Source organism: Nocardia sp. NPDC049707 (assembly GCF_040674855.1).
Taxonomy (GTDB): Bacteria; Actinomycetota; Actinomycetes; order Mycobacteriales; family Mycobacteriaceae; genus Nocardia.
The window spans coordinates 109,761-123,010 of the sequence record NZ_JBFANN010000008.1 but is presented as its reverse complement, the minus strand read 5'-3'; the positions used below and the strand labels follow the sequence as shown (position 1 = coordinate 123,010).

The following is a 13,250-nucleotide window of genomic DNA, read 5'->3' as shown; positions in this document are numbered from 1 at the left end:
CGCGGTGACCTGATTCGCTCGCTCATGCCTCGGTCCACCGATCCCACATCGTCACCTCCGCGGCAGGTGTGCGCCGCAGCCCCGGCCCGCGCGTGCCCGGCAGCAGATGCGCGACCGGCAGCATCGCGACCTGGGTGACCTGCTCGAACGGAATCCCGAGCAGATCGGCGATCTCGCGCTCATAGGCCAGATGCGCGGTGGTCATGGTGGAGCCCAGCCCACGTTCGTGCAGCGCGAGCATGAAATTCCAGACCGCCGGGTAGATCGAGCCGTAGAAACTGGCCAGCAGCGCCGGGGACGCGTCCGCGGGCGGGCGACCGAGCGAGCACACGATGACCAGCGCGGGCACCTCGTGCAGATGCGCCGCGAGGTGCTGCCCGGAGGCCAGATCACCGAGCTGGTCCGGACGAGGTGTGCGCGCGGAAAGGTAAGCGGCGAAACCCTTTCGGTAGTACTCGGCGATCTGCTGTTTGGTCGCCGGATCCACCACGACCAGGAAGCGCCACGGCTGCCGGTTGGTGCCGCTCGGCGCGTGTACCGCGATATCCAGGCAGTCCAGCAGGTCCTGACGCGCGACCGGACGGGTCAGGTCGAGGCGGCGGCGGAAGGCGCGGGTAGTGGTCAGCAGATCGGTGCCCGAGAACTCCGCGCCCATCAGACTCCTTCGCTATCGACCTCGGAAATCAGTGCGTCCTCGGCGAATTCGAGATCGATCCGGGCGGCCACGGCGTCGGCCTGGTGGATCTCGCATTGGATCACGGTGGTACCCGCGCCTTGGTCGGTGATCTCCGCGGTGCATTCCACCGGCAGGTCCAGCTCGACGAATCGTTCGAAAGCACTTGCCACACATGCGAGTTGGGGCAGGTCGCGCACGAGCATCGACAATGCGGTCTGACGGCAGGCCTCGATGAGCAGACTGCCGGGCACATGGTCGAGCTGGTGGTCGAACAGGAAGGGATGGCCGAGATCGGGTACCAGTCGTGCCCGTGCGGTCGCACCGTCGCGCACCGGCGGGCCGATCACTACGTTGCGCCAGTTCTCCCGGCCGACCGCGGCGGGTGCGGCGCGTTCGGTGAGTGCCGAGGCACCACGAAACGGGCCGAGCCCCAGGCTTTCCCGGAATCCGCTGCGCAGCGCCGACCACTGCCGTGCGGTCACCCAGGAGAAGGATCCGTCGACCGTCAGCATCGGCACGCCGTCGGATTCGATCTCGAGCACCATATCCACCCCCTGCAGCACACCACCACGCTGATGACGCTGCGGAACTCGCACATGCATCACCAGATCGGCGGGTGCGGTGCGCACCTCCCACGCGGCGGTGTCGGATCCGGTGCCATTGAAGGTGCGTACCACGAAGGCCATCTCGGGCGGCACCTCATAGAACGTGTGCGTCAATGCGATGGCGGCCTGCCGGGCCGCCTCCATGACCACCAGCGGATCATGGCGCACCGCGAGCGATCCGGCGTGATCGCCGTAATACGCGTGCATTCTGGGCAGTTGGGCCCCCGCGACGAAAGTGTGTTCGGCCACGGCGTCCAGCGAGGTGACGAACACCTCCGAGACCGCGCACCGGTGTGCGAGTTCCCGGGAGATGGTGCGGGTATGGCTCGCCAACTGCACGGCGGCCGCTTCTATGGTCACGTTCGACCCTCCAACCATTCTTCGGCGGACACCGGTCGCAACGTCTGCGACGCGGTACCGGTCCGCATGGGAAGTACATAGGACCCGAGTACGATCGCCGACCACGGGTCGAGCTCGCGGCCATCGGCCCAGGCTAGATGCAGCAACTGCGCACAGTCCGCATCCGAGGCCGGATCGAAGCCGGGTGGGGCCGACCTACCGCCCCGTGCCGAATCGTGTAGCACCCGGTCGAGCGCGTCCGCCCGATCGAAGCTGCGCGCCGGTGTGCGCGCATAGAGTTCCTCGGCGATCGCGGCCGCCTCCGCCGCGCGGTCCGCACCGGCGCAGGCTTGTGCGATCACCGCCGCCCGGCTCCATTCGTCCAGGTAGATGGCGAGTTCCCGCAGTACGTCGGCGGGATCGTCGGGCGAATGCACCAGGTTCAGCAGATAGTTGTGGCGGCCGAGCAGATACCGCAATTCACCCGGGCGGCGCTTGCGCGGATCGGTGGCGCCCTTCGCCACGGTGAGCCGCACCGGCACCGGCAGTTCACCGTCGGGGGCATGCACAACGAGGACGAGCACATCCGAGATGGCGACCAGCAGATCGGCCAGGCGGCGGCGTTCAGGGGAGGCGATATTCCAGGCGAAGTACCACAGTGCGCGGGCCACATGCCGGTCCACCGGGAGACGGAAGGCGCTGACCACCCGAAAACCGTTGTCGGCCAGCCAATTCAGCGTCGGCTCCACGGAGCGCGCGACGATCGCGTCCGGCTTGAGCAGCAGTAGCGAATGCTCCCTGGCGAATGTGGCCGCATCGACACCGAGTCGGTCGAGTTGGTCCACCGATTCCTGGACATAGGTGTCGGCGACGTAGGCATCGACCTTCTGCGGCGATGGCGTCAACGCGCTGAGCAGTGCCCGCAGCGACTCGGGCGTTGTCGCAGCTGCATCTTCGGTTCGCTCGCTCATGGGGCGGCTCCGTCGAAGTCGTTGCTGGCCAGGATGTCCGCTATCGAGGGCAGCGGTATACCCAGGTATCCCGATTCCAGGCAGTAGTCCAGCAGTACCCGCAGATACTCCTTGCCGCTGGCCGGGGACGGTTTGCCGAGCAGCACGTCGGCGTGGGTGGTGTCGAACACCAGTCGCCGCCGGAAATAGCTGGTGTAGAGCGAACCGATGCGGCGGTAGTACTCCCGCTCGATCGGCTCGAGGTCGTCCTCGGCGAAGGTCGACTCGGGCACGAACGTGGCGACCTCGAACGACGGATATTCGGCGAGCACATCGGAGACCTCGCGCAGCGACAGGGTATCGCGGCCGAGCGCGTGCAGCGTGCGATGGTGTACGGAGTCGAAATCCAGTACGGCCGCGGCGATGACATCGGCGACATGGTCGACCGGCGCCAGCGAGAGTGTCGCGTCGTAGCGGCCGGGCAGCGAACGCAATTTGCCCTCGACCATGAGTTTCACCACGGTGTACAGATTTTTGTACTCCCGGATGGTGCCGGTATCGCTCGCCCCGGTCACGATGCCGGGCCGCACGATCGCCCACCGCAGGCCCTGCTCACCAGCCGCGCGGACCAGCTTCTCGGCGCGAAACTTGCTGTCCTCGTATCCATTTCCGAAGGTTTGACCGGCGTCGAGTTCGTCCTCGGCAAGGGTGCCGCCGCGCATGCCGCAGACATATGCGGTGCTCACATGCACCAGCGGCACCTCCCACCGTCGCGCGAGCGCAATGGCATTCGCGGTGCCGACGACATTGAGTTCCTCGTAGTCCGCCGCCGACGCGTCGAATGCCGTTGTCGCCGCGCAATGCACGATGATGCCGACCCGCTCGGCCAGATCCTCGGCATCGCGCTCGGCGAGGCCGAATCCGGGCGCGCGCACGTCGCCCGCGACGACTGTACCGGCCTCGATCAGCGTGCCGTCATTGCGCACAATGGTCGAATTGCGGTGCAGCACAGCGGCAACCGGTCGACTCGCGGCCGCGAGCCTGGCCACGACCTCGGCACCGACCAACCCGGCCGCACCGGTCACCAGCACGGTATCGCCAGGACTCATCGTGGCACCTCGCCGGACGCGTCGGCCGCCGCCACAGTGCCCGAGATCAGGGCGATCACCGCATCGACGCGGCGCACACCCACCAGTTCCTCGGGCCGGAAGCGCGGCAGCGCGAACGCACGCTCCAGGACGACGGTGAGTTCCATCAGACGCAGCGAATCGAACCCGAGATCCTCCACGAGGCGGTGCTCGTCGGACAATTCGGCCGGCGGTTGCGGGGCCATCGCCAGGACGATCCGGCGCACCTTGTCGGCAGTCGTGGTGTCGGCCACCGCGGGCCCATCCGGCACCAGGCCGCCACCCGTCATCGAATCGCTACACGATGCTGCCCTCATGACTCTCCTTCCCGCAGATGCGGTTGTTGGCCACCGGAGGTCAGCAGATCGCGGGCCTCGTCCAGGGGCAGGTCGGTATTCAGATACCCGGCGATGCGCAACCAGTCGTAACCGATCGCCAGCGTGCGCCGCCACTGCTCACGCGAATCGAAGGAAGCCGGGAATCCCGTTGTCTCCGCCCCCGACGCGACCCGCCGGACCAGTGTGACGAAGTCGTCCAGCACCGCGAGGCCCGCAAGCGTATCACCGCCCGTCTCGACTATCGCCGAGAAGCGGACCTGCCGTGCCGATTCCAGCTGCGTCAACAGATCGTCACGACGCACGGCGTGGTCCGGTAACAGCCGCCGAACAGTCTGCACGGGCGCCACATCGGCGGGCAGCGGGTGAATCCCGAATGCGGACAACAGGACACGGACCGCCATGGCGATCAGCCGATGTGCGGCGATATCGGCGACCGCACCCTGGGAGTTCTTGACCGCACCCGCCAGGTCCTCCCTGGCATTCTCCAAGACGACATTGGACCACACCAGATTCAATGCGCATTCGGTGAATCTGGTTGCGGGCAGGGGCGACAACGTCGCGACTACTTCGTCGCGGGTAGCACCGGTCAGGCCGAGGGCGGGCGCGGCCGCATAAGGCACCGGGGTGTACGGCTTGACCGGCTTGCACATGGCCAGCGCGGGATCGATGAGGTCGCCACCGCGCCACTGCAATCCGACCAGACCGAGCCCGAGGAACTCGACCAGATCCCCGGCGATGTCATATTCGGCGCGGCCAAGGACATCGCGTAGCGAATGTCGGAACACCACCGAACGCCAAGCACGGGCCGCGCTGTCCGATAGTGCGAAGACGTCGCGGTCGTCGCGGATCACATGGATGCGCCCGCCGATCGTCCAGGTGGTGACTTTTGGTCGGCGTGCGAAGAGGATCTGGTGCGGATCATCGGTGATCTCGGACACACCGAGCTCCGCGGCCAGCTCCCAAACCTGTTCCCACGCAACCTGCTCGGTCGACCTGGTGAGTTCGTGATAGCGATCGATGAGCGCGTCGGTTCCGATGCGGTCGAGTTGGTGCGGCAGCCATTTGGTTTCCAGATAGCTTTCGCCCTTGCCGGCGGCCCAGCCCTTCATGGCCTGGAGCAGGCCGTCGCGGGCCCAGTCGGCGGCCTCGGCCTCGGCGTGCAGTGCCCGCAGCGCGACCGCGTAGCGCAGTGCCTGCGTCGCGCGCCGGGCCCACCAGTCGGCCACCAGCGCCGTGAACCGCGAATGCGGCAGCAGTGCACGCAATTCCACGACATCCGGTGCCCCGGACCGGACCACCGTGGCACGCAGGAATCGCTGACACCGGTTGAGCAGATCCTCGTCGATCTCGTCCGAACCACTCGCCGTCAGCTCGAGCTGATTGCGCAGCTGCGCCTCGGACCGCGTCCGCACCTCCACGCGCCGACCATCGATGAACAACACCGTCGGCAGCGTCGGCAACTCCTCGTCACCGGGTGCGACTACCAGGAAATCGACATCGGATCCGGCATTGCCGAAGCCCTCAGCCAGCGAGCCCTCGAACAGCATGGTCGAATCTCGCGGTACCGCAACGCTTTCCAAGGCCCGATCGAGCAACTGTCGTACTCGTTCGGCAGGCAGCGCGGGCTCGGGCACGGCATCGCCGGTAACCGCTCGGTCGGTCCGCGGTTCCGTCGCGGTGGCCGCATCGGCGGCATGCAACACCGCACCCGCCAACGCACCGTCCTCGAACAGTTGCCACATATGCCGACGCCGCGGTTTACCGCTGGAGGTACGGCGGATGGTGCCGCGCGGGCCGGTCACAATGGTCACCGTCTGCGCGGGTCCGAGTTCTCCGCGAATGATCCTGCGCGCCTCGGCAATCCACTCGCCCGGTGCCGATTCGGCGAACAGTGCGATGCCCTGGGCACCGGCCTCGGTGATCGCGACGGCGGCGAGTTTGCCCTTGGTAATTCCGGTTTCCTGGGCCACCCGGGATTCGATGTCCTCCATGAACACCGACCGACCGCGCACCTTCAGGCTCGAGCCCATCCGGCCGAGTACGAAAACCTCACCATTGTACAGGAATCCGGCATCGCCGGTGAACAGCACCTTGTCGACGATCCGGGTGGAGGATCCGGTGGTGGGCTCGCCGGAGTAACCCAGCGCGACCGAATCCCCAACGACGATCATCTCGCCGAGGGTGCCGTCCGGCAGTTCCCGACCGTCTTCGTCGACCACTCGCACCGTCGATTCCGGCGTCGAGTAGCCGAGTCCGGTGATCCACCCGGAGCCCTCGACGCGGTGGGTGTCATCGAGTAGTTCCTCGGCCAGGATCGTAATCGGTTGGCCGAAACGCAGACTGGGATTATCCAGCCGCAGCGCGGTGATGGGCCGGTTGCGCGCGGAGGAGGTGACCATCAGCGTGGCCTCGGCCAGACCGTAGGCGAGAGTGTACGCAGAGGTCGAAAAACCTTGTCGGCCCGCGAGATTGGCGAAGGACTGCAGATCGGCCATCTCGACCGGCTCGGAACCGACGGCGAGCGTACGCCAGCCGGACAGATCCAGCTCCGCGATCTCCTCCGGCGCGACCCGATGCGCGACATAACCGAGCGCGAACGACGGCGACGGACTGTGCTGTGCGTGCGACATGGCGCGCAGCCAGCGCGCCGGATCGCGGACGAACTGGTCCGGGCGCATCAGATACAGCTCGCCCTGATTGGTCACGGTGGTGAGGAATGCGCCGACCAGGCCCATATCGTGATAGAGCGGCAGCCAGGAAACCATGGCATCGCCGTGCCGCCAGCCGAGCAGCGTCGAAATCATCGCGACGTTGTTGGCCAGGTTGTGCCAGCTGACCCGCACCCCACGCGGCGTTCCGGTCGACCCGGAGGTGAATTGCAGCAGCGCACATTCGTCGGGCTCACCGAATTCGCGCTCTACCGGCGCGGGATCGAGATTCGCGGCGTCGATCACCAGTGGCTCATCGGTGCGGCCGGCCGCCTCCGCCGCTTGGCGCACCAACTGCTCGAACTCGATCGAGGTGACCACCAGTCGCGGCCGGGCCTGCTCCAGAATTGCCGCGATATGCGCGATGATCTGGTCCAGATCACCGAACATCGGCGGCGCGACCGGGGTGAAGATCCCACCGCAGGCCCACACCGCGTAAAACGCTGCCGCACAGGAAAACCCGGTCGGCATGATGACGCACGCGCCATCGCCGCTGCCCATACCGTGTTCGCGCATGCGCGCCGCGATCGCCCAGGTCAGCTCCGCGAGCTCGGAATAGCTGCGGTACTCCCAGCCGTCGGCCTCGTCGGCAAAGTGGATTCCGGCGTCGTGCGCCGGATCGGCCAGCCAATTTCGTACTGCAGCAACGTCTTTACCAAGCTTCATTCCGCTGAATCTCCTCCCGAAAGCACAGTAACGGTACCGTTCGTGCCATCGACCCGTATCCCCATGCCGGAACGTATTTTCTTGGTCAGGTCCTTGACTTGAACCACCGTCGGTACTCCCAACTCCCGCGCCACGATCGCGACATGGGTGAGGGGGCTGCCGCGCTCGATCACCAGCGCCGATGCCGAGGGCAGTGCGGCGACCCAACCGGGATCGGTGCGGTATGCCACCAGAATGCCGCCAGCCACATCGCGTGGCTCGTCGACGACCACCGCGGCGCCTTCGACGATTCCGGATGCCGACGGCGTGCCGGGCAGCACGGTGCCGACGGTCGCGGCCGGGGTGTCGGTGATCGGCACCCAGCCTTGGCGCGCGAGTTCGGCGCGCCCGAATGTCGGCCCGGAGGTGACGAAGCGGGCCGGGGCGACCAACTCGGCGTCCCTGGCGCGCTGTGCTTTCCGTGCGGCGACCAGATCGCCGAGACCGCCCGTATCGGCGCCCTCGTAGCAGCCGCGCAACTCCTGGACGGTCAGCGTGAAGACGTCGTCGAATTCGTCGATGACACCGCGCGCGACCAGATCCCGGCCCATGACCCGGATCATCCGCTTGACCATGCCGAATGCCCTGGTGCGACAGAACCGCAGCCGCTCTCGATGCGCCGCGCACCGATTCACCTTGCCGCGCAGGCGTTCATAGATCCGCCGCCGGAAGCCGCGCAGCTCTGCGTCGAGGTACTCGTCGGCCTCCGCACCGCGGCTGTGCTGCGCCGCCTCCCCGACCCGGCCGATCGCGCTGCGCAGCATGATGAACAGGCTCGCGGGATCCTCACGCAGATCCGGGGTTTCCAGTTTCAGCTCGTCCAGGCTGCGGTAGCCGTAGCGATCGATGTAATCGTCGATCCGGCCGAGGAATTCGGTGCGGTCACGCAGCGCATCGTAAATCTGTTCCGGCGCGGTCGAATTGATCAACGACACCAGTTCGGGATCGCGGCGAGCTAACTGCGCCAGCTCGGTCATGGCGCGCGCCGGTTCGGCGGATTCGACATCCGCACCGGGACCGACGACGGCATACAGGAACCACTCCGGCGCCTTCGGCAACAACAGTTTGGTCAGCAGATACATCAGACCGGTGCAGGTCAACAGGATCGCATCCAGGACCATCAGCGGACCCCAGCGCTCGACCAGTTCGCGATCGACCTTGCGATAGGCCGCGTAGGCCTGTTCGCCGGTCAGCGTCGAGTAATCGAGCGCATCGTATTCGTCGTAGACGCGATAGAAGTCGGTCATGAAGCGCTCGACCATATCGTCGATACCGAACAGCCGCCGCACATAGGTCACCGTGGTAATCGCCCGCGACCGCAGCCGGGCCAGTGGCGTACGGAAGATGAACGGGCGCAAAGTTTTCGCAACCTCGTCGGGCAGCGGTTCGTCGACGCCGAGCGCCGCCTCCAACACCTTCCGGTTCAACGGATACCCGGGTGCGATGCCAACCATCCGGTACCAGTGCAGCAGGTTGTAATAGACCCGGCCGTGAAAGTAACCGAGTAGCACCGGAGTCCAGCGATCAGTCTGGCGCAGTTGCTCGGCGGGCACCCGCAGCGACTTCGCGTAACCATGATATACGCGGCCGTAGATATCAGCGGCAGTCGTGTAGGTCAGCGGGGAGGTGATACCGCTGAAACTCTCGATGATGTTGGAGTTGTCCCAGATTCGCTCGTCGCCGTCGGCGAGCACCTCACCGGCGCCCCGCAGTACCGCAGCGCGCACCGCGCTGTCGGTGACCGCCGTGGTGATCGGCCGCGACTGCAGGAACCAGAGGCCATCGGCATCGATGGCCCACTCGATGTCCTGTGGCGCACCGAAATCGGCCTCCAGCTTGCGTCCCCACTCCACCAACTCGGCCAGTTCGGCATCGGCGAGCACGGCACGCTGACGGCGCTGCTGCTCGACCTCGAGCACCGCACAGCCCTGCTCCCCCGCGGGTGCATAGCTGCGATCCTTGTCCCCCACAGTCGTTTCCAGCACCGTACCGGAGGGTTTGTCGACCACAACCGAATCGGCGTCCACCGCACCCGAGACCAGCCCCTCGCCGAGCCCGTACACCGCGCTCACGACCAATTCGTCTGCGGCACCGCTGATCGGGTTCGCGGTGAACATCACCCCGCTCGCCTGCGCAACGATAAGACGTTGCAGGACAACGGCTATGGCATCGGTGCGCGGCTGGCCGTGCGCGAAGGCATAGCGGATGGACCGTTCCGAGAAGGCCGAAGCCCAGCAGTCGCGCACGCGCGAAGCGACCGCATCCACGCCGTTGACATTGAGGAACGAGTCGAACTGGCCCGCGTAGGAATGGCCGGGACCGTCCTCGACGACGGCTGACGATCGAACCGCAATCGCACCCGTGCCGACGCGGCCGTAAGCATCGGCGATCAGGTCGAGAATCGGCTGCGGCAGTGGCGCATTGGTGATCGCCGCGCGTAGTTTCGCACCAGCGGCCAGCGCCGAATCCAAGTCGTCCGACGATGTGACATCCATCACAATAGCGGCCACATCGCCATCCGCGGTGGTCTCGACAAGGAATCGGTTGAATACATCGGTGCCGACCACCACCCAGTCGGGGACGCGGAAGCCACCATTGTGCAAGGTGTACAACCCACGTGCTTTACCCCCGGCCAGCGCGGCGAATGTCGCCGAGTCGGTCCAGGGTCCAAGTACCTGCAAAGCTTCTCTCCCATCACCCCCGTTCACCGCACCGGAGCAGGCGCTCATGCGCAACAAGGCGGAGCAAAGCGTAAGGGGTTGTTCGGATATATCCGACTTTTTGCTTTCGACGTTAGCCCGCAATCCTGTGGTACTGCTTGCCGCAGACTTGGTTCGAACGCTTCGAGGCACCAGTAGGCTGGCCCTCTCGAGCGACCTGCAAGCAGTCGCCAGCAGGAGCCCGGACGTTCGTGGTTGTGAGGAGTAATTCGGCGTGAGTTGGACCTTCACCCCGGACGAGTTCGCCCATATCTGGCGCGAGACCGAAGTGGATCGTCACCCGTACCCGCTGCGCATTCTCGAGACGCCGCGCACCGAGGCCGAGGCCGACACATTGCGCGCACAGCTGGACGAGCGATTACCGCTGCGCAGCGATCCGGACCTGTCGGCGTGCCTGCGGATCTTGGCCGCACCGCAGACCAGGATCGTGGCGATCGGCGGCGGACATGGTTCCGGCAGCGAAATCCGATTGCTGGCCTGTGCGATCTACGATCGCGCCGTCCTGGCTATCCAGGAACCCGGTTCCGGACCGGATTTCGGTGGGTGCGTAAGACTTTCGATCGGGCACAGCGCCAAGCTCGGCACTCGGATCGCCGCATTGCTGCCCGCGGTCCCGGCCGGACACGAACCCGCGCGGGCGGCATCCGCCGATGCGATCCGCGATGACGAGACGGTGGTCGTATCGCAGCGGATGGTGCCGGCGATACGGCGGCTGCTGCTGAAGCCGCACACCGCCGAGGGGCATATCCGGATCGAGGGTCGGCTGGACCACCCGTCACCGCAGCCGCCGATCCACTACACCTGGATCGATGTCAAGGGCGACGGGCGCTACCTGATCAAAGCGGGCGAAACCGTGCACATCGTGCCGGCCTCGGCCGGACAACTCGCGACGCAGCTGCAGAAACGCATTCCCGCGCCGGCCCAATAGTTCGCACCGACCGGAACTATTTCATCCGGAGGCACGGGTAACGGTTAGTCTGAGGCGAACCGACCGATCCCCGGGGGGTGTGGTGCATGACGATCGAGAGCAGCCGAACCGATATCGCCCGCTTCAAACAGCAGGCACAGGCAGGCACCATCAGGTTCGATCCGGACGCGGCGCGACGTTGCGCCGAAATGTACGACAACCAGGCCGACCGGCTCATCCAGCTACGCCAGCGCCTCGAATCGGTGGGCGAGCTGGATGGCTTCGGTGGATTCATCTCCGCACAGCAGTTGCAGGCTGGATTCGCGCACAAGGCCCGTGACGCCGCCACCCTGCTCGATCACTACATCGAAGCCGCCTACCGCATGAAGGAAGCTTTCCTGATCAGCGGCGGGCTGTTCGAGGAGGCCGACGCCGCGAACGCCGCGGCGCTGCGGGCTATCGAGACGCGGGTGCCGCGATGAGCGCCGGATCGCGGAGTGATTTCGACTGTCGGACGCTCGGTGCGCGAATCGGGACACAGCGCGCGGTGGGAATAGCGGGGCCGAGCGTCAGCGAGGCGCGGTCATGAGTACAGCATCGCCAAACGATTCCACGAGAGATGGTGGTCGGGCGACGGGCAGGCCCGGCAATGATCCCGATTACATCGACTCGATGGAGCATTTCGAGTCGATGACGCACGAGGAGATCTACGCCAAGACCCAACAGATCGATGCCGGGCGGATCCTCAATGCATCGGTCACGTGGCTGGAAGTCGCAGGGACGCTGGCCAGTTCGTTTCCGCTGACCCGCGCCGGCTCGGATCGGGTGATGAATTCGATGGCCTGGGAGGGCGCCGCCGCCGAAGCCGCATATGCGAGTGCCCGCAGCTACGCCGACTCCGTCGATGAACTCGCCGCGATCATGGGACAGGTCGGCGCCCGCCTCGGCGCGGTGGCCGCAGCGGCGGAAGCGGTGAAGATCGCCGTGGTGCCGCCGGGCAATTCGGGCCCGATCGGCGCCATCGCCCGACTGCTCGAAGCCGCCAATGTGATCAATGCGCACATGGCCGACGAGGCGCTGCGCCAAGAAGCCGTCCTCGCCATGAACATGATCTACAAACCCGCCTACCACATGGCAGGCACCGCCGTCCCCACTCTCCCCGCACCACCCGCATTACCCGGCACACCGGGCACGACACCGTCGGCACCCCAGCACTCGCAGCAGCAGTACACCGAGCCCAGCGATCAAGCCACCGAACCAACACCAGCCCCCGACGGACAGGTGCCGGAGCCAACACCGTCGACATCGGAATCACAAGCACCACAACCAACTCCGGACCCAGCCACACCAGCGCCAGCCCCATCGACACCGGAATCACAAGCGCCGCAGCCCACGCCAGCACCGGCAACTCCGGAGCCAGCTCCCGCCCCTGGCACACCGGAACCGGTGCCTGCCCCCTCGCCGGAATCACAAGCACCACAACCAACTCCGGACGCACCGGCACCCGGCACCCCGGATTCCCAGGCACCGCAGTCTGCCCCGGCTCCATCGCCTCAGCCTGCCCCCGCCCCACTGCCCTCCCCGGCACCCGCGGCACCGGAATCCCCGGCACCGCAGCCCACCCCGACACCGGAGCAATCAACCCAGCAGGCACCCCCTCCGGCTCCGCCCCAACAGGCACCGCCCCCAACGCAGCAGCCACCGCCTTCCGCGCCAGCACCCCCAACCGAACAGGCACCCCTACCTGCGGCGCCCCCGGCCCCCGCCCCGTCGGGACCAACCTCTCCCTTCCCCGACCCAGGCGGCCAGCCCGGCATCACCGGCCCGATCCCCGACCAAACCGGCCCCTCCCAACCCTCACCGACCAGCAACCAACCAGGCGTCATCCCGACCCCCGACGGCAGTCAGCGATGAGCAGCTCCGCACTGGTCAACGCATCCACCCGCAGCTGATCCGAGCCACATCACCGCGATTGTTTTGTCGTCATGCCGTTTCGACCGCGGCTGGCACTGCCCGTTGGGGTCGACGCCCGCTTCCCATCGTTGGCATCGCGCCAGCAGTTCTTCCAACTCGATGCTCGATGCCTCCTCGGCAGCAGTCCGCACGATCCGTTCGCGGGTGCGAGCTGCTTCGGCCAGTGAGCGGCGGGGAGACATGAGACCCCCACGCCGAAGA

General features: G+C 66.4%; 10 protein-coding genes. 3 read left to right on the top strand and 7 right to left on the bottom strand.

The window, feature by feature from the left end; translation table 11 throughout:
- Window positions 1-22: 22 nt before the first annotated feature.
- The 7 genes from AB0J29_RS10720 to AB0J29_RS10690 are packed head-to-tail and all read right to left on the bottom strand — an operon-like array spanning window position 23 to window position 10,129.
- Window positions 23-655 carry a nitroreductase family protein gene (locus tag AB0J29_RS10720; protein WP_364782659.1) on the bottom strand — a complete coding sequence of 211 codons (633 nt, stop codon included), beginning with the start codon at window positions 653-655 and terminating at the stop codon, window positions 23-25.
- The gene (locus AB0J29_RS10715) at window positions 655-1,641 is read right to left on the bottom strand and encodes a ScbA/BarX family gamma-butyrolactone biosynthesis protein (RefSeq protein ID WP_364782656.1); all 987 of its coding nucleotides are present in this window, start codon (window positions 1,639-1,641) and stop codon (window positions 655-657) included. Before AB0J29_RS10715 ends, AB0J29_RS10720 begins: the two co-directional genes overlap by 1 nt.
- On the bottom strand, window positions 1,638-2,591 hold the full coding sequence (locus AB0J29_RS10710; RefSeq protein ID WP_364782653.1) for a nucleoside-diphosphate kinase: 954 nt from the start codon (window positions 2,589-2,591) through the stop codon (window positions 1,638-1,640). The genes AB0J29_RS10715 and AB0J29_RS10710 overlap by 4 nt, the downstream gene beginning before the upstream one ends.
- Window positions 2,588-3,679 carry an SDR family oxidoreductase gene (locus AB0J29_RS10705; RefSeq protein WP_364782650.1) on the bottom strand — a complete coding sequence of 364 codons (1,092 nt, stop codon included), beginning with the start codon at window positions 3,677-3,679 and terminating at the stop codon, window positions 2,588-2,590. Before AB0J29_RS10705 ends, AB0J29_RS10710 begins: the two co-directional genes overlap by 4 nt.
- Window positions 3,676-4,014, bottom strand: a complete 339-nt coding sequence (locus tag AB0J29_RS10700) for an acyl carrier protein (protein WP_364782647.1) — start codon at window positions 4,012-4,014, stop codon at window positions 3,676-3,678. Before AB0J29_RS10700 ends, AB0J29_RS10705 begins: the two co-directional genes overlap by 4 nt.
- Window positions 4,011-7,409, bottom strand: a complete 3,399-nt coding sequence (locus tag AB0J29_RS10695; protein ID WP_364782644.1) for an AMP-binding protein — start codon at window positions 7,407-7,409, stop codon at window positions 4,011-4,013. Before AB0J29_RS10695 ends, AB0J29_RS10700 begins: the two co-directional genes overlap by 4 nt.
- Window positions 7,406-10,129 (bottom strand): phosphoenolpyruvate synthase, encoded by a 2,724-nt coding sequence (locus AB0J29_RS10690; RefSeq protein ID WP_364782641.1) that lies wholly within the window; start codon window positions 10,127-10,129, stop codon window positions 7,406-7,408. Before AB0J29_RS10690 ends, AB0J29_RS10695 begins: the two co-directional genes overlap by 4 nt.
- Before the next feature lie 253 nt (window positions 10,130-10,382).
- Here AB0J29_RS10690 and AB0J29_RS10685 point away from each other — a divergent pair, with 253 nt between their 5' ends.
- From AB0J29_RS10685 to AB0J29_RS10675, 3 genes are all read left to right on the top strand, one after another.
- Entirely contained in the window at window positions 10,383-11,096 is a 714-nt protein-coding gene (locus AB0J29_RS10685) for an ESX secretion-associated protein EspG (protein ID WP_364782638.1), read from the top strand.
- Between the two features lie 86 nt (window positions 11,097-11,182).
- On the top strand, window positions 11,183-11,557 hold the full coding sequence (locus tag AB0J29_RS10680; RefSeq protein ID WP_364782635.1) for a hypothetical protein: 375 nt from the start codon (window positions 11,183-11,185) through the stop codon (window positions 11,555-11,557).
- Between the two features lie 103 nt (window positions 11,558-11,660).
- A complete protein-coding gene (locus AB0J29_RS10675; protein ID WP_364782632.1) occupies window positions 11,661-12,989 on the top strand; it encodes a hypothetical protein in 1,329 nt (442 codons plus the stop codon).
- The last annotated feature ends 261 nt before the right edge of the window (window positions 12,990-13,250 follow it).